This is a genomic window from Blastopirellula sp. SH421, assembly GCF_057808535.1.
In genome coordinates this window covers 2,724,378-2,744,267 of sequence record NZ_CM173712.1, presented here as the reverse complement: position 1 = coordinate 2,744,267, position 19,890 = coordinate 2,724,378, and the positions used below count along the sequence as shown (strand labels likewise).

Annotated in this window: 3 protein-coding genes; all 3 read left to right on the top strand. The window is 56.3% G+C overall.

Annotated features, from left to right (window positions below; translation table 11 throughout):
* Positions 1–105: 105 nt before the first annotated feature.
* Complete coding sequence (locus SH421x_RS11350; RefSeq protein WP_488855700.1) at positions 106–4,548, top strand: GEVED domain-containing protein; 4,443 nt, start codon at positions 106–108, stop codon at positions 4,546–4,548.
* 81 nt (positions 4,549–4,629) lie between these two features.
* The gene (locus SH421x_RS11345) at positions 4,630–5,385 is read left to right on the top strand and encodes a class I SAM-dependent methyltransferase (protein WP_488855699.1); all 756 of its coding nucleotides are present in this window, start codon (positions 4,630–4,632) and stop codon (positions 5,383–5,385) included.
* A gap of 395 nt (positions 5,386–5,780) precedes the next feature.
* Positions 5,781–19,859 carry a GEVED domain-containing protein gene (locus SH421x_RS11340; RefSeq protein ID WP_488855698.1) on the top strand — a complete coding sequence of 4,693 codons (14,079 nt, stop codon included), beginning with the start codon at positions 5,781–5,783 and terminating at the stop codon, positions 19,857–19,859.
* The last annotated feature ends 31 nt before the right edge of the window (positions 19,860–19,890 follow it).

The following is a 19,890-nucleotide window of genomic DNA, read 5'->3' as shown; positions in this document are numbered from 1 at the left end:
TAATAACTCACTCGCTCCTCACCATCGCCAGACCCGACAGCCATTACACGCTCTTTTTTGCCGTTGCGTTCTACGCGGCAAATGCAGCGTTCGGAGATTTGCAACATGACACGGCCTGCTCGTAAACCCAAAAACCGTCGCCGATTTCGTGGTTCACAGACAAAACTTGAAGCGTTGGAAGCGCGGATGGTGATGGACGCAGCCGCGATCTTTGAAGCGGCCCAGATCAGCTTTATGGGGGATGATCTCGAAGGGAAAGACGGCGATTTTGGTAAAGCCGGCTTCGACCTGGCGATGCTTTACCAGAAATACATCTCCGGCGAAAATCAGATTACGGATCCGGATGGCGGCGTTGGAGAATTTGTTCCTGGCCCCGCCTATGACAGCTATGTGATCGCAGGTAACTCGATCCATTTGCGATTAATCGGGACTTCCCACGCGTCTCAAGACGTGGCTGATTTGCGTGCCAATTTAGAGCAATTGGGAATGCAGATCGTCGCATCGCAGGGAGTGTTGTTTACCGGCTGGGTGCCGCTCAACAAGCTTGAAGACCTCGTTAAACTGACCGATGTCGGCTCAGTTCGCGCCTCTCTCCAACCGATCACCTCGTCAGTCGGCGTCGCCGACAATCAGGGTGACGCAGGGATGGGTACCGACGACGGCCGTACCCAGTTCAATGTCGACGGGACTGGACAGATGATCGGCGTGCTTTCTGATTCCTATAACGCATTGGGCGGCGCAGCTGCCGATGTCGCCACGGGTGACTTACCCGGTGCGGGCAATCCACTTGGCAACTCCACACCGGTCCTAGTCCTGGCCGACCTTCCCGGCGCTTCCGATGAAGGCCGCGCGATGCTGCAGTTGGTGCATGACATCGCGCCGGGCGCTTCGTTAGCGTTTCATACGGCTGGCAACGATACGCTGGAATTCGCTAACGGAATTCGAGCATTAGCAGCTGCCGGGTCGACCGTCATCACCGACGATATCTCTTTTCTGTATGAACCGTTCTTCCTTGACGGCTTGGTCGCTCAAGCAGCCGAAGAAGCCGTCGCGAACAACATTGTCTACACATCTTCGGCGGCCAATCTTGCGCGACAGTCCTTCGAAGGGGACGTGGCCTCCAGCGGCAACGTCTTAGCCGCTGGCTCGATTGCTGTTGATACCACCTCGCCGTTTGCTCCGCCTCCGTTCATGGGGGGGACATCCATCGATTTTGATTCCGGCGCAGGTGTGGATGATCGCCAAGGGTTCGAGCTCGAGTCCGGCAGGACCATTCGATTAATTTTCCAGTGGGACGATCTGTTCGCTTGGGATTCAAACGACGCGGTTAGTGCGTCGACCGATGTTGACCTCTACCTGCTCAATGCGGCAGGGCAAATTGTCGCTGGCAGCGCTTATGACAATATCGGCTCCGACCCCTTTGAGTACATTGGTTATCAAAATCTGACTGGCGCGACCCAATCTCTGGAATTGATGGCAGTCGTCAGAAGCGGTCCGATCCCGACCTTTATGAAGTACATCAACTTCCAAAACGGCGGCGGGGAGACGATGGTGAACTTAGAATACGCTACGTTTAGCAGCACCGCCGTCGGCCACCACAACACCGAAAACACACTGTCAGTCGGCGCCGCTTGGTATCTCGACACTCCGGCCTTCGGCACCAATCCGACCGTGCTTGAGGACTTTTCGTCCTATGGCGGTTCGCGGATCCTATTTGACGCCGGCGGGAATCGACTTTCGGCGCCCGAATTCCGTGAGACCGTTGGACTTGTCGCCGTCGACGGTGTCGATACGACATTCTTTGGCGGATCCGATCCGGACGGCACCGGCTTCCCCAACTTCTTTGGCACATCGGCCGCCGCCCCCAATGCAGCAGCTCTCGCGGCGTTGATTCGACAAGTGAATCCCGAATTAATATCGACGCAAGTCCAACAGATTATGAAGGACACCGCGATCGACATGGATGACCCGGTCACCCCCAACTTTGATACTGGATTTGACTTCGCTACCGGCTACGGACTGGTCGACGCTGTGGCCGCTATGCAGTTGGCGGCCAGCACCGTTGGCCAGAATCCCGGCGGTGGCGATGGTGGCGGAGGAGAAGAAACGCCTCCTTCCTGCGGCGTCTACTTTGGTCCGGACGCTGTCGAAGTGCAGGGGGCATTGGGCGCCAATCTGTTTGTCACTGGGCATTCGCTGCTGGACAACGGCATTGCCAACGGTCAGCTGGGATACGACTACGAAGTTCTCGACTTCCTCCGCGGTCAAGGGACCTTTCAGGAAATCGCCGCGGCGAATTACAGCATCGCCGTGATCGGCAATGATAATGCTGATTGGGGATTCTCGACCGGAACCCAGTTTGCTGCTGGCTATGAATCCACCACGTTCTATGACATCGACAACATCACATCCGCGATGTGGACCGGCATTCTTGCACACGACGGTTTGATCATCCTGTCGGATATCACCGCCGTCGCGACTGGCGGCTTGACCACCGTGCAGTTGGCCACGCTTGCTGCCGCCAAGTCTCAAATCGCGGATGCCGTCAATGGGCGCGGGCTCGACATTTGGGCTAGTTCTGGCAGTGATGCGACGAACTACTATGACTTCTTGCCGACAGGTGCAGTCGACGTTTCGCCGCTAACCGCCGCGGCGACTCTCTTTACACCGACCGTCGAGGGTCAGGCGCTGGGCATTAGCAGCGATATGACCAACGCCGGCCCGGCCAACTCGCAATTCACGTCGTTCAATGAAAACCTCTTCGTCATCGAAAATCGCACCTCTGACGAACACATTTCGCTAGTTGCGTCCAACATTGCGTTCATCGACGATGGGCTTGTGGCCGCCAGCACGACCTCTGAAGCCTTCTCGCATGGCGTGGTCGGCTACAAGTTTAATGATCTGAACTTAGACGGAGCTCGTCAGTCTGACGAAGCAGGCTTGGCCGGTTTCATCTTCTTCATTGACGAAAATGGGGATGGACAGATCGGGCTTTGTGAACCGTCAGCGGTTACTGACGCATCCGGTAAGTTCACGCTCTATCCGAGCAAAAGCGGCACTTTCAACATTCAGCAAGTGATTCGACCCGGTTATATCAATACCGATGACATCCAACGCGTGATCACGGTAAACGGCACAAGCATTCACCTGAATGCGTCGCTGGATTCTGGGGCCATCGCGGCGGTTGATTATGGCGATCCCGGCAATCCTGGCGCCTCGCACCCTGTGATCGATGGCATGCATCTGGGTGATTCGCCGTTTATCGATGACGGCGTCGTCTTTGGCTCTGGCTTGCGAATCGGCACCAACGTGGTCACGATCGATGCTTCGTCGGTCTTATCGCCAGGCACCCTGCAGGCCTGGATGGACTTCAATAAGGACGGCGATTTCAACGACCCCGGCGAGCAGATCTTCAAAAATCTGACGCTGCTGGATGGGAGACACAACTATACGTTTGTGATTCCGAATAGCGTGGTTGACGACTCGTCTTTGCCAGAAGCCTATCGGATTCCGATTGATGTTCGCTTCCGTGTGGACTACACGCAGAACCTAGGCCCGACGGGTAACGCATTCGCCGGCGAAGTAGAAGACTATCAAGTCAATATCTCGCAAGGTGCTGATAGCGGAATCTTCCTAAGGGACGACGCATTCACTTATCTGGAAGATACGGCTGACCAGATTTACAATGTTTTGGCGAATGACAAGAGCTTCTTCGGTCGCGCTCTGACGATTACCGGTTTCAGCGACGCAACGCCAGCGTCGGTACTGGCCGCACTGTCGATCGTCGACAACAAGATCGTCTTTGACGCCACCGGAGTTATCGGTCTGACGGAAGATATCACCTTTACTTATGAAGTGACGGATTCGGTCGGATTTGTCGAAACTGCCGAGGTCACCTTGGCGGTTGGCACTGTCGCTACAACGACTGCCAGTTCTTCTTTCACGAACACCTCCGTAAAAGGCGACGTCAACAATGATGGCTGGGTCACCGCGCACGACCTGGTGATGATCATGAATCTCCTTGAAAGAGATGGCGCAAGAGCTCTTCCGCAACTAGGCTCCCCCGTCGCTGGTTTCAATAAATACATTGACACGAACGGCGACAACTACTTCAACCTCCTCGACGTGGCCACAACGCTGGAACGTCTGCTGTGGAGAACTCAAGCCATTTCGGAAGGCGAATCGATCGACGCCGCCTTTGTCGACGACCAACCACTGCTCGAATCAGCTCCGCTGGCAACAGCGCCGGTTGCTTTGGGACTGGCTTCGTCGACCAATTCGCTGACGCCATCAACCGACGTCAGTGGTTACCTTGCCGGCGTTTTAGAAAAGCAACAGCAACCGGTTAATCTGCTGGACGAAGAATCAGAGGAGCTCGCCAGCGAAATCGAAGCCGGCAAATACCTAGACGACGATAACACCTACCAATACCAATTAATCGACTCGATCAGCCATTCCATCTTCCTGGCCGAGGATATGGAATCGACGATTGAGGAAATCGCGATTGACGTTGACGCCGCCTGGGAAGAAGATCTGATCAGCAGCTAACACGTCTTACGGCGATCAATCCACCTACGGCGGAGCAGCTTTGTCTCTCCGCCGTTTTTATTTGTCTTGGAAGGAATTTTGGTGAACGAAGAATCACTCGACAAATTGCGAAAACGCAATCTTGATTCGGCGGGCGATTGGAAACGCTACGCTTCGCATCGCCGGCATTCGACGAGACTGATCCTAGAGGCCGCACCTCCCAAGCCGAAACGACTTTGCCTGTTGGGAGCCGGAAACTGCAATGATGTCGAAATGGGACTTCTGGCCAAGACCTTTAGCGAAATCCACTTGGTCGATCTCGACAAAAGCGCGGTCGAACAAGGCCTGAAGCGACAATTCAGCGGGCTGCAAGGAAAAATCATGATCCATGCGCCAATCGACCTGGACGCCAAAGAGACGATTTCCCAGCTTTCCACCCTGGGTAATTTCGATGTCGTCGCTTCGATTTGCGTCCTTTCACAACTTATCGACGCCATCCCTCACCAGGAGATGAGCAAAGAAGAAGCTCTGCTGAAGATTCAACAAATCCGCAAGCATCACTTTGAACTTCTAGCCCAGCTGGCCGGATTCCAGGGGAGCATTGCCATCGCCAACGAAGCGGTTTCCAGCGACTCGGCGCCGAAGGTCGCCAGCGTAGACGACCACTTGCTGGGCCCTCTTTTGGTGGAGCTGGCAATCCAACAACAACTGTTTATGGGTTTGAACCCGGCGGTGATTGCTGGGGAACTCCAAAACCTGGCGCCGACGCATCAATTGACGACCACCCCTCCCTGGAAGTGGGACTTTGGCCCCCGCAGCTACGCGGTTTGTGGGCACTCGCTGCGGCGTCCAGCCTAATTCGGTTCTGATCTGGCGAACAGAGTTGCCAAAATTCACCGGTTAGAGCGAAATTACCGGAACTTCCCATCTGGGGCCTACGTCCAAACGTCGAACCAAGAATCGATATTTACCCCTTTGGTGAGATCGAATTGCCCTTGAGATCGTTAAAACCGACACCAATGGCATAACTTGGCACTGCGAAAACAAGCAAGATAGGCAATCTGCAAAAGATTCGCGTATTTGGTGCGTAACGCAGTTTTGGCGTAATTATAATCCGGCTTAACCCCCGCAATGTTGTATTCGTGCAACCTGCTCAGGGCGGCTAGAAACCCAAAAAAGCAATCCAAGTCCTACGCGGCTCTCCCCCCCGGAGAGAATACCGCACCCTTCCAGTGAGGATAGAGGTCGTCTAAATGACCATTCGCTACACACGTCGACGTACAGCCGCAGAACGCAAAGCAGCTTTGAGAAACCAATTGCGAAGCAAGCGTAAGGGGGCTGACCGATCGCTGAATCATGAGCAGTTGGAATCGCGCCAATTGATGGCGGGGGACGTTTTCCAACTGATCGGCATTCAAAGCAATGACGGCGATCTGCTGGACAACAACGAAGTTCTCAACAGCGCACCGCAGAATCTAACGCTGCGGTTTGACGAGAATCACGCGGTAGACCCCGCGACGCTCGCTGAGGGGATTCGCATCTATCGCGCTGGCGCCAATAACGTGCTGGAGGGCGGTGCTGGCGACGACGTAAATATTTTGGGGAACGGCGCCGATTTCGGGGGATTCATCGGCATCGGCGACAGCCCAAATGAGGTGGTGATCCGCTTCGGCGAAGCGCTGCCGGACGACCAATATCGGATTGAGATCACCAGCGACTTGCTGGGTACGCAAATCAATGACCCGTTGATTTCGACGCCTGTTGTCCCCTTTTCTTCGACCTTTGAATTAAATCTGGGCGCCCAGATTTTGTCGATCGTCCCGCAGCCGGTCACGCGCAACGCCGCTGGCGACCTCGAAATTGCCCGGGATCAGATCTACATCTACATGAATGATGACGATCTCGATCCGGTGCTGGCGACAGACCCAGGCTACTACCAGCTTCTCTTCCAACGTACCGATAGCAACAGTCCAAGCGTCCAGAACGGCGAAGTCGCCTTTTTCCCCACACAAGTCGAATATGATGCCGCTCTCGATCGGATCATTCTGACGTTCTCCGACGACCTCGACGTTCTGGCCAGCACTCTGGCAGGCTTTGACGCCACGAAACCGACCGTCTACCGGCTGCAAATCGGCAGCAAAGAGATCACGTCCAAAGAATGGACCGATACGCCGGGCGTTGATGCGATTGATTCGACCGGCGGAAACGACGCTGGGGATACGTTCGATTCGGCGACCGACCTGGTAGGCCCCAATAACGAGAGCCTGCTGGATGGAAATCACCAATTTGAAGTGACCCGCGCCGCGCATGTTGACGCCAACGGCGACGACACGGCGGATGTCGTCAATCAAATCTTCACGATCGATGATGGCGCCGGACTTGTTCTGACATTCCAACTAACCAACGGCGCTACCACCACCGATCCGTCTTTCAAAGCGATCAATATCTCGGCGCTGATTTCGAACACCAGCAGCACGCGCGCTCAGTTGGCCCAAGCAATCGCCACGGCGATTCAGAACGAGTTCACCACCGCCGGCGGAACGGTGATCGCCAACCTGGCCGATCCTACCATTAGCGCGACACGCTTTGCGCTTTCAGGTCTCAACGGTCGACCGACGATGTTGGTCAGTGACACGACGATCGGCTTGATCGTCGATCGCTCGCAAACGATCGTCATTCACGGCGAAATCATCAACACCACGCCGTATGGACTCGATCTGCCGGGCGCCAGCGACGAACCGGGGCATCGCGAAGATTACGCCGAACAGCAGGATCATCTGCTGGCAGGCGCCGATAATCATGCCGGTATTCCCGAAATTCGCTACACCTTCCCGGCCCAGTATGGGATCAATCCAGCGGATGGCACTCCGCTCTTCAATCAGATTACCGAAGCGCAAAAGCAGCGAACTCGCGAGATAATGGCGCTCTACAGCTACTACGCTGGCGTCACCTTTGTCGAAGTTCCCTACTACGAACCGTCCAGCCCCTTCTATCAACCGTACGACCTCCGCGTCGTGACCGGCGACTTGCGCGCGGTTGATCCCACCGTTCCGACTGGTATCGGCGGCGTCGCCGGTATCGCCGGCGGAGACCTGGTGGTGATGGATATCTTTGATCACCAGAACGCCGGCGACGATGAATATGGCGCCGCTTGGCAAAGCACGGCGATCCATGAAATCGGCCATTTCCTCGGCCTAGGACACGCGTACGAGCTCCCGCCGGTGACCACGCAAAGCGGCGGAAGCAACAACTTTGGTTTGGGCGCAGAGAATATCTTCCCGGGCGATCATGACATCGTCCACCTGCAACATCTCTACAATCCCGAATCGAAAGACATCGATCTTTACAAGCTAGAGATCACCGAGACAGGGCGTCTGACGGCCGAAATTTTGGCTGAGCGGCTGACAAATCCCAGCAGCCTCGACGCGCTGATCACGATCTATCAAGAGAACGGGGACGGCACGCGAACGGTCATCGCACGCAACGATGATTATTACAGCGAAGACTCCTTTGTTGATCTCTTGCTAGAGCAGGGGACCTACTACATCGGCGTCAGCGCCAGCGGCAACAACGCCTATGACCCGTCGATCGCCGATTCTGGTTTTGGGGGCAAGACTCAGGGCGAGTACGACCTGCAAATCCGCTTCCGCCCCGACTCGACCAACGCAATCCGTGACACCGGAGCCATCCTGGAGTCGGGCACTTCGATTCAAATCCGAAACGCCGCCGAGGATTTTGGTACTCCTGCCCAACTAGCGCAATCGGGTCAGCATGTGATCACGATTGTGGATGCGAACGGAGAGTCGGTAAAGTTTGAGCTCGACTTTGTTACCACGTTGGGCGTACCGCCTACGGTCCAGGGAACCAATACTGCGGTCCAAGTCCTCAACACCGCACTGGCCAGCGACATTGTCGCCGCGCTGGTGGCCGCGATCAACGCAAATCCCGATATCACCGTCATTGCGACCAACGTCGGCAATCGGATCGATCTGGTCAATGTGGCCGCCAACACGCCGGTCGATTTCTCTCCGCTGATTGAATTGAATGACACGATGCGGATCTCAGGCGGCGCCTCCGGTGGCGTTGCCCTAGACGGCGATTTGGATGGAGCAATCGGCGGGAACTACAACTTCTGGTTCCGTGCCGAAGCTTTGCTAGAACCCGGCACTCCGGCGGTCCTGCCGCCGGGCTCTCCGCCGCCTCCTCCGCGCGTTATTTTTGTCGATAAGACCTCGACCCGCGGCGGCCAAAATATGCCGGCCCTGGATGGTTCGATAGAACGTCCCTTCAACAACATTCAAGCCGCTCTCAATTACGCGGATCAGCGCGGCGCTGGCGACGTGATTCGAATTGTTGGCGCTCTCGATCCCGATGTCGCCCTAGAGGACCAACTCGCTTACCTCATCGGTTATGACACGACGCAGCAACAACCTTTGGAAGATGGCCAGCAGCTGATCATCCCCAAAGATGTCACGGTGATGATCGACGAAGGCGCTATTTTGAAATTTGGCGCCGGCGGCGCCATCGTGGTCGGCAGTACGTCGATCAACGAAGATCGCAGCTTCGCCTCGTTGCAGGTTCTCGGCGTCCCCGAACGCTTCGACGCCTACTCCAATAGCTCCGAAGCGATCATTCAAGACACCGAACGCGCTGGCCGCCGCGTGATTTTCACTTCGTACAACGAAGATGGCGTCGGCTCGAAGAGCAATACCCAGTTTACCCCGACAGGCGGCGACTGGGGCGGCGTCTTCTTTAACAACGAAGTCGACCGAGAGCAAAACGCCGGCAATTGGCAAGATAACGGCATCTTCCTCAACTCGATTGTCGGCGGCGACTTCCGCTATGGCGGCGGTATCGCTTCGGTCAACGGCGAAGACTTTACGCTGGCGCCCGTCTACATGGAAGAGGCGCGTCCGGCTCTTTACTTCAACCAAGTCGCCGCCAGCGCCAGCGCTGCCTTCTCGGCCGACCCCAATAGCTTCGAAAAGACCAACTTCCAAGTTTACAATTCGACGACCGGCAGCTATCGCACCGGCCAGTTCAACGGGGCGACGCCTGACTACACGCGGTCTGGCCCGGCGATCTTCGGCAATGATTTTGTCACCAGCAAAATCAGTACCGACACTTTGGGTGTCGAAACGCTAGAGGATTACGCGACCAACTCGCTTAACGGCATCTTGGTCCGGATCGCCACTCCGGCAGGTAATGAAACCGAAAAGCTGACCGTTACCGCCAACTTTGACGATACCGACATCGTCCACGTGCTGCTCGAAAACTTGATTATCGAAGGGACTCCCGGCGGCTTGCTGGTAGATCCTTTTGGTACGCTAACGGCTCGTCTCGACGCTGGTCTGGTGATCGATCCCAGGATCGTCATCAAGTCCAATGGCTCGCGCATCGAAATCGAAATGGGCGCCTCGTTGATCGCAGAAGCTTCGAGCGGCAACGAGATTATCTTCACCTCGCTGCATGACGATCGCTACGGCTTTGGCGGTACGTTTGACACCAACGCCAACGGTACGGCAACCACCCCAGCCCCCGGCGATTGGAGCGGCATTTACTTCGGGCAAACGTCGACCGGCAGCTTGGATAGTGTGATCTTGGCTTACGCCGGTGGTAATTCGCGCATTGACGGCGGTCTCGCCTTCTTCAATCCGATCGAAATCCATCAAGCGAATGTTCGCGTGGCGAGCAGCGTCTTTGAAAACAACGCCGATGGGATGGGGGTCAACGACACCGGTTCGACCCGTTCAGGCTATAGCGCCAACGCCACCGGAACGATCTTTGTCGCTGGGGCGCAACCGGTAATCGTCAGCAACAATTTCCGCAACAACGAAGCCGCCGCGATCAACATCAACGTCAATTCGCTCAACTCCAGTCAGATTGTTGACTGGGGTCGTTCGACTGGCTTTGTCGACATCACCCCCGGCGTGGGCGACAACCAAGGCGCCTTGATTCGCTTCAACCTGCTGACCAACAACGGCGTGAACGGCATGATCGTTCGCGGCGGCGTACTGACCACGCAAAGCGTCTGGGACGACACCGATATCGTCCACGTGCTGTTTAGCGAAGTGGTCATCCCTGACTTGCACACCTACGGCGGACTGCGGATCGAAAGCTCGACCAAAGAAAGCCTGGTCGTCAAATTGTTCGGCGATAGCGCGGGGATCACCGCCTCGGGGACTCCGCTCGATATCGATGACCGCATCGGCGGCATGTTGCATGTGATTGGCCAACCTGGTTTCCCGGTGGTGTTCACTTCGTACTACGACGACACGGTCGGCGCCGGTTTTGACCAAAACGGCAAAGCGGCGGTGGATACTGACAACGCCAGCGGAACCTCGGCCACGGCAGGCGACTGGCGCAGCTTGCTGATCGACGAGCACGCCAACGACCGCAATGTAGAAGTGATCGTCGAATCGGAAAGCAACAATGCCGTTTCGGTCGGCACCAACGGCACGCCGCAATCGGCCCAAGCGTTGGGCATTCTGGCTCCGGATGAATATGCCGGCGATGATAACCGCCGACTCGGCTTCGAGATCCAAGGCTATCTCAGCTCGTCCAGCGATGTTGACGTTTATTCGTTCCAAGCGACCCCCGGCACCGAAGTCTGGCTCGATCTCGATCGCACGACTCATGCTTTGGACGCGATCATCGAACTGATTGACGACAACGGCAATGTCATCGCACGTTCGACCGACAACACAACACTGTTCGGCAATAACGACGCTGCCAATCAATTGAACCAGATGCCGAAGTCAGGCACCTACGACCAGGATCGCTGGACGACCAATCCGCGCGACGCCGGGATGCGAATTGTTTTGCCGGGCAACCCGACCACTTCGGTTCGCAACTATCATGTCCGAATTCGCAGCAACAGCGAAGATATTGGTACAACGCAAAACTCAAGCGGCAGCTATCTTGTCAATCAAGATCAACTGACCGGCGGTCTCACCTCAGGCATCTATCAACTGCAAGTTCGCCTGCGTGAAATCGACGAATTTGGGGGATCGACCATCAAGCAAGCCGACGTCCGCTATGCCACCAACGGCATCGAAGTGCTGGGGCAACCGGCTCACTCGCCGCTGTTGGGCGAATCGGCCGAAGATGGCGTCGACAACAACAATTCGCAAGGCAATGCTCATAACGTTGGCAACGTCCTGACGACTGATCGCGACGCGATTAGCATCGCGGGCAACATCGCAACAGCGGGTGACGTTGACTGGTTCGAGTTCGAGCTGACGCGCGAGTATCTGCAAACGATTCCCGGTCAAACTGCAGATGCCTTGTTCGCGAGTTTGATTCTCGACATTGACTACATGGGCGGCGCCCGCGGTAACTCGTCGATCGCTGTCTACGATGCGAATGGTCAGTTGGTGCTGGTCAGTACAGATTCGAGCGTCGGTGACGATCAAACCCAGACGCAGTTTGTCGTTAACTCGACGTACGATCCAGAGTACACGCAGCTGGCGGATCAGACTCGCGGCTCACTCAGCACCAACGATCCCTACATCGGCACGATCAATATCCCGCAAGGGACCTACTATGTCGCGGTTTCGTCGACCGCACAGATTGCGAACCAACTCTCGCAGTTCTACGCCGAGAATCCGGTCAACACGCTGGTTCGCTTGGAGCCGGTCGATTCGATCAATCGAATTGTGGAAGAGCATATCAACGCCAACAGCACCAGTTCGACTGCTGGAACGCCTGATATCGCAGTCTTCCTCAAGGGAGCCGAGCAGACAAAAGACTACTCTCTGAACGACATGGTGATGTTTGTCTCTGCCGATGTCGGCAACGAACAAACGCAGATCTGGGCGATCAATCCCTTCACCGGCGCCGTCGTCGCGTACTTGGGTCAGTTCGGCTATGACGTTCGCGACATCGGCATGCGTCCGGACGGCAGCTTGTACGCCTACTCGGTTGATAACTTTGGATTCCCTTCTCCCACGCAGGCGAATAACGGCAACTTCCTGCAAATCAATACCGGAAACGGGGCCGCCACGTTCATTCGTGATGACGGATTGCAGACGTACGGGGTCAATGCGAACGGCGCTCCGGTTGTCGACCACGTTGTCAACAATGCCGCACTGGGTTGGGGCGTAAACTTCAATGCTCTGGCCTATGGCTACCTGAGCGGCCTAGGAAGCGACGCGGACGACATTATCGGGTTCGCAGTGGGTGATCGCGGCGGTCCCTCAAACGTCCTGGGAACAGAACTGACCAATATTCTGTATCGCGTCGACGCTTCGGACGTCGACGGCAACGGCGCCCCTTTGGGCGCCGTGATTGACGCGAACAATACCCCCAACGATGGCGCAAACGACACCACCAACGGCGGTCGCGCCAACAATGTTGGCGGCACCGACGCTCGTGCTGTAGGCGTCATCGACACCAGCTTTGACGGGATCAGCGCCGGGGCTTCGACGATCATTACGAACCCTGCCTCGATGTTCAACTCTGACGGTACGGCCGTCCTCAGCAACTACAAGGATGGTCAAATCTTTATCATCGATGGAGACGGCGACCCCTTAACGCTGGGGGATCGAATCACGGTCGAGCTGAACATGGGTGACGACTTGTCGTTCACCCCGCTCAATCGCGTCTTCTCGAACTCGGTGGTCGGCGGCACAACCGTCATCTCACGAACCGGCGGGACCAACATTGCGGAAGGTCTCACCTTCACTGTCGGCGGCGACACCTATCAGACAGTTTACGATCAGTATCTTGACTTCGGCCTCGTTGGCACCAACAGCTTAGCTGTCGGCGATGAAGGTTCCGTACTTGAGATCGAAGATGTGAACGGCGTAAAGCTGTTCCTTTATCTCGAAGATATTGATGACGGCAATACGAACGACGGCACCGCCAACGCCACGTTCAACAATGTCGGCCCCAACGATATTCAGGTCGCTATTCAGTATCGGCCCGGAATCACGACGCGCGATCAATTGATCAACTCGATACTGAAAGCGATCGCCGACAATACGTCATCCAACAATCCTAACTCTTCGTTTATCGGTTCGGCCTATCGAACGGGGAATAACATCGCGATTAGCGGTGACTCTGCGATCTCGATCACTGCGGTTGGAACCGCCACGAACGCCGGCAGCTTTGGCGGTGTCCTAGTAAACGAGCAGAACGCGACTCCCGGCAACATTGCTGTCGTCATCGATCCGGCCGCTACCGAGACCGAACTGGCCGCTGCGGTCGCAACCGCGATCAACAGCACGCCAACCACTACCGCCAGCCAATTTGGCAACCGCGTTACCGTGATTGGAACGCCGTCCAATTATGCCGGCTTGGGGGCGCTTGTAACGGTCACTGCCAACGTAACTACCGGCGCAGGCAATGTCTTGGTCAATCTCGGCGCTGGAATGACCTCGGTGGAAGTCGCTGACGCGATCGCCGCCGCCGTCGATGCGCAGCCAGGCTTCACCGCCGACGGCACGACAGCCCCAGGACGAATCACCTTCCAGTACAACAACGTTGACGCTACGGTAACCGATCCCAATACAGTTCCGTTGTTCCAAGTAGGCGGCGTCGGCTCGAACGGGTCGGTCACCGGTCTAGCGATCATGCAGGGGAACCTCTTCGCCGTGGATGACAACGGTGGTGTCTTCCGCGTCTATAATGCCGGCGGCAGCAATCCGGCGAATCTGCTGAGTGACTACCTCGGTACGATCAACGATGACCAGGGAAATCCGGTCGAATTCGTCAGTCTCGAAGTCGGTCCGCGTAACTTGGAAGGGCTGTCCACTTACGCCAACGTTCTGTTTGGCATGTCTGCTGATGGGGTGCTGTACGCGATCACGATCCAACTTGATCAATTCGGAAATGAAGAAGCGGTTTTGGCGCCAATCTTTGTCGGCGGCCGCTCGTTTATCGGCTCCGCGATCAGCCAAATCCCTAACGCCAGCGGGATCAACGGCATCGCGATGGGTACGCTCAGTCGCAACCTGTGGCACACGACCAACACCCGCGAAAACGACGCAGGTCACGGCATCGCCGTACCGGTCACCGGTTGGCGTGATCCCGAAGAAGGGGGCGCCAGCTTCTACTTTGGGAACGAGCAAGATACCTTCGGCCAAAACAACCCGTACGGTAATGCGACCAACGGCAATTACGACTTCCCGCAGGGCGCTCACGGCACGCTGATCACCGAAGACTTTAGCTTACACGGCTATGACGCTTCCGATCTGCCGGTGTTGTACTTCAACTACTTCTCCGACACCGACAACATCAACGGCGACTTGGCGCGAGATACGTTCCGCGTCTTCATCGCAGGGGATGACGGTAATTGGCAACAACTGTCGACCAACAACAACTACATTGCCGGTGGTGGTCAAAATGACGAATTCGATCTCATCGACAAAGAGACCGGCGAAGTCCGTCAAGTCTCGACAGCCGAGACGGTAAGCGGCGCCACGACGTCAGTTCAACCGACTTATGACACCCAACAGTGGCGTCAAGTCCGTATCGATCTGTCGAAGTTCGCCGGCCAAGACAATCTCAAGCTTCGTTTTGACTTCGCCACCGGCGGCCAGGTCAATATCGGCGGCGTCGCCATCAATGAGAATGGTCAGCAATTTGCTGCCGATACGTCCGAAGTCCGTGCCCTCGACTCCCACAAGCATGTCGACGGCGAAATCTTCTCGGTCACCGATCCGTACACCGGAACCATCTTTTACTACGAAGTCAACAAGGGACAAACCTTTACGATCGGCTCGGCTGCTCAGTTCAACGACGGCGACCGGTTCACTTTGACCACCGCGGATGGACTGACGAGCTACACGTTCGAGTACGATAAGAACAGCAATGGCGTCACCGCTGGAAATGAGCCGATTTCGATCGTCTTGACCGATACGCCGGAGACGATTGCAAACAAGATCCGCAATGCAGTGAAAACTGCGTTTGGAAATAGCGTTCGCGTTTTCCTCGACGGAAATCAATTGACGATTCGCGACATTGAAGATGTTGTTGACGCAGATCGCATCTCGGTAGGCGTCGGCGCCTCCGCTCGCACCGTGATCAATACCGACGGTACGGTCCAAGGGATGGCGATCGAGGGCTACGAATCGGTCAAAGGGGTCACGCCAACGCTTGCCAATATTGACACCGGCGCCATCGTTACCGGCGGAGAGATTCTCAACACGATCGACTTACACGATTCGATCTATGTCACCGAGAACACGGCTCTCAATGTAGAACAGCGGATCAGTGACGAAACGATCGCCAGAATCATGCGACTTCGCATGCAGGAAGTGATGGCCGTCAATACGGTCAATCCTCTAACGCGCAGCTTCAACTACATCGTGATTCCGGTTCATGATGAATTCCTGTACCTGGCTGGCGGCTACAGCGTCGCTCGCTTCGCCTATGCCGACACCCTGACGGGCGACATTGTCCAAACCAACATCGGCTTGGATGCAAAATTGCAAGGGGATACGTTCGGCGTAATGCAGGACAATCCGAACTCGGTGAACACCAACAACGGTTTGCCGAACGTCTTTGATACTCGGTTGAACCCGCTCGAAAATCGCTCACGAGAGGGCGGCTTTGACAACGCCAACCAGGGCATCTTTATCGATGACTTGATCATTGGTTTCGCCGAGCGGGGCGAAATGGTGACCGGCGCCACCGCTGGTGGAACCGGCTTCGCCAACAACCCGAACGCCTTCGAACTGGATGTCTTTAGCGGCCAGTACCAACTGGAACTGCGAGAAGGGACCGAGTACGTCTTTGCTGGCGGTACGCTCATCAGCGAGCGAATCGCGACGCAAGTCTGGGACACGAACGACCGTTTGGCGGAAGCCCACACGATCTTCGCCCCCGCCGGCAAGGACATTCAAAACAATACTCGCGTCGAAATCAGCGACGGCACCGATACGATCGTCTTCCGCTTCTGGGACCTGGATCAGGCAACCGCGGCGCCGACGATGTTTAACGACTTGACGGCCGGCGTTTATACGGTTGGTTTTCGCTCGACGATGACCGAAGCCGATGTCGCGCGGGCGTTGAGTGCTGCGATCAATGATACGGTCGGCCAACGCGGCCGGAATCTGATCGAATCGACCCGCACGTTTGGCGTGATTGCTCGCGTCAACTCGGCGATCGCTTCGGTGACGACGCGAGGTCAAATCGACCTCTCGCCGAAGAGTCCTTACTCGGACGAAGTCATTGTCGGTCTGCTAGGCACGACCAACTTGGGCGCGCTGATCTTCAGCGAGGGCAACAATGACCTGATCACGAACACGACCAACACGAAGCTCGACGGCGTAAATATCCCGGGCTACATGGAATTTCATGCTCGCGGACAGCTCGGGGACAACTCGTTGGCCGTGGACGGCGCCGACCCAACCCAGAACGCGGACATCGACATGTACCGCTTAGAGCTTGGGCTGGGAAGCACGGTTCAGGTAGACGTCGAAGCTTTGTCAAAGGGCTCGCCGCTAGGAACCCTGATCCGTCTGTTCTATGTCGATGGGTTGGGCAATTCGACCGAAGTCGGCAGTGCCGTCGCCGGTGCGACCGACCCGACGCTCAGCTATACCGTGACCGATCCTTTGATGACCGGTCGCTATGTTGTCGCGATCAGCCATGCCGCCAACAACGCCTACGATGAGACGAAGGCGGCCGATGATCCTACCAACATGCGTGTCTACTCTGCTGTGAAGGGTTCGTATGGCTTGACCATCAGCGTTGACGATGGATCGGTCAATCCGTTCGAGTTTGTCACCTACACCGATGACGGCGACCGGAACAACTTCCGCGATCAAGGGCAGATCATCATCAGCTCGAACCGGGTTTCCAACTCGTCCGAGTGGGGCATCTTGGTCGACGCGTCGCCGCGCGGTTCCGCTGCGGACGGTGGTGACAACTCACCGCATCAAGGAGCTCCCCGCGTCACTCGCGAGCTCAACACGGCTCGTCTCGCTACCGGCGTGACGATCGTCAACAATATTATCTACGACAACGGAACGGGCGCCATTCGCTTTAGCGGCGATCAGGCGGATAGTTCGACAACACAGGGCGCCGTCCCCGTGGGTCGAATCCTCAATAATACGTTGTATGGCGGGGGCAGCGGCATCGGCATCCAAATTGACGATCAAGCCGGCCCTTCCATTGTTAACAATATTATCGCGAACTTCGCCACCGGCATTAGCGTCGAGGCCGACGGCGTTTCGCCCGGTCAGACCCGTATTTCGCGAACACTGTTCCAGGGGAACGGCGTCAACAGCAATGCCGGCACAGGTCAGTCGCCGATTCTGTTGGCCGCCAATGCTCCGTTGTTTGTGAATGCGGCGGAAGGCAACTTCTACCTAGCCGCAGGCTCACAAGCAATCGATGCGGCGTTTGACTCGATTCCGGATCGTACTGAATTTAATAGTCTGAACAGCCCGCTGGGTATCGCCACTTCGCCGGTGATCGCTCCTGCTCGCGATCAGTCAGGGCAGTTGCGATATGACGACCCAACCGTCGCGTCGAGCGGCGGGACAGGAAGCAGCGGCTTTAAAGACATTGGCGCCCTGGACCGTGCCGACACGCGTGGCCCCAGCGGCGTCTTGATTGATCCGCAAGACAATGACGCAGCCAACCTGGACCTGGATCAGACGCAGGATGTGGTTCAGTTGCTTAACGGCCCGCTGACCAACATCTCGCTGCAATTGTTTGACTCCAGCGGTCTGAGCAGTCAGCCGCAAGGATCGGGCATCGACGATTCATCCGTCACCAGCGATACGTTTATCTTCGAAAAGCTTCGTGACGATGGGACGGTGACACAGCTGGAAGAAGGGGTCGACTTCCGCTTTGACTACGACGCAACCAACAACGTGATTCGGCTGACCCCGATTTCTGGCGTCTTTGAAGAAGGGGTCACCTACAAGATCTCGCTCCGCAATCGGTTTACCCCCGATGAGATCACCGGCGATCCTGTCGGCGTCGATGACCCGAACCTAATCCGTGACAACGCCGGGAACTCGATCGAACCGAACAAGTTTATCGGTAACGAAACCAGCTTCTTCGTTCGCGTGGGAGGCTTGCTCGACTTCGGCGACGCTCCGGACAGCATCGGCGGAACTGGTTACGGAACGCTGGTCGAAAATGACGGAGCTCGCCATGGTATTCGTGAGAACTTCTACCTGGGCTCGAGTATCGACTCGGAGCTGAACGGTAAACCTGGAGACGGCGCCCTTGGCGACAACTTCGACGATGGCATCACCTTCGACGATACAAGTAACTTCAGCACCGGCCTGCTGCTAAGCGGCATTGGGACAAACAGCTACTTCTATGTCAAAGCGACGGTTCCGTTGAACGAAACCAACTATGGCTTCTTGCAAGCTTGGTTGGACTACAACGGCAACGGCGTCTTCGACTCGAATGAAATGGTGGTGAACCAGGCGCTCTCGAAGGACGCCGTCAGCGGCGCCAACTTCGGCGATGGCCAAAAAATTACCATCAACTCGATTCCTGACGATGCGATCGAGGGGCAAACGTACATGCGTTTCCGCTACAGCAGCACCGGCGGGCTTAATGCGACCGGACTGGCGGAAGATGGCGAAGTCGAAGATTACGAAGTAACCATTTCGGCCGGGATTCCGAATCCTTGGCACAATGCGGCTTTCCCGCAGGCTGTTACGCCGGCCGATAACGTCGTCACCGCTCACGATATGGCGGCGATTCTCAACGAACTAAGTAACCCCCGATACACGGATCCCAACACCGGCCAATTTTTGCCGCAATATGATCCGACTTTCGTAGACCCCAACGGCATCATCCCGACCTACACGGGGCCGGCGCCGAACTACTTGGACGTCAATAACGACTTGGCGGTCACAGAGCTGGACCTGGGAATCGTCTTGCAGTATCTGCAGACGAATCAGAATCAGGTAAATCCAGAACTGGTCGAGGACGCGATGCTTTCGTCCTCCGAGGTGTTTGTCAATCCTGCGGTCGAGAATACGCCGCTGGTCGATTCGTCAACCAGTTCCGTCGAAATTGCGTCAAATGACTTGCCGTCCTTTACGACAACGTCCACTCCGGTGACCAGTTCGTCCTCGACGATCTCGTCTAACCCGGTCAGCCTGCCAACGATTGACCTGTATGGTCTGAGCATCCAGAAATCAGGGTTCAGCCTCGAAAATCAGGCGACCCCGAAAGCGACCTCGTACGATCAAGTCGATGAGTCGTTCAGCGAGGACGTGCTGCTGGATGATTCCATTGACGCCGTACTGCAATCGGTCGCCAACGACGTCAACAGCGCCTGGCGGTTTGACTCGGAAGAATCCGATGACATGGATGACCTGATCGCGTTGATTAGCCAGGAACAAGAATAGTCCCTGGCTGTTCACAATCAGCCTCTCGCTT

Coding starts and splice junctions, on each gene's coding strand:
- SH421x_RS11350 (WP_488855700.1), top strand. CDS start 106: ATGACACGGCCTGCTCGTAAACCCAAAAACCGTCGCCGATTTCGTGGT.
- SH421x_RS11340 (WP_488855698.1), top strand. CDS start 5,781: ATGACCATTCGCTACACACGTCGACGTACAGCCGCAGAACGCAAAGCA.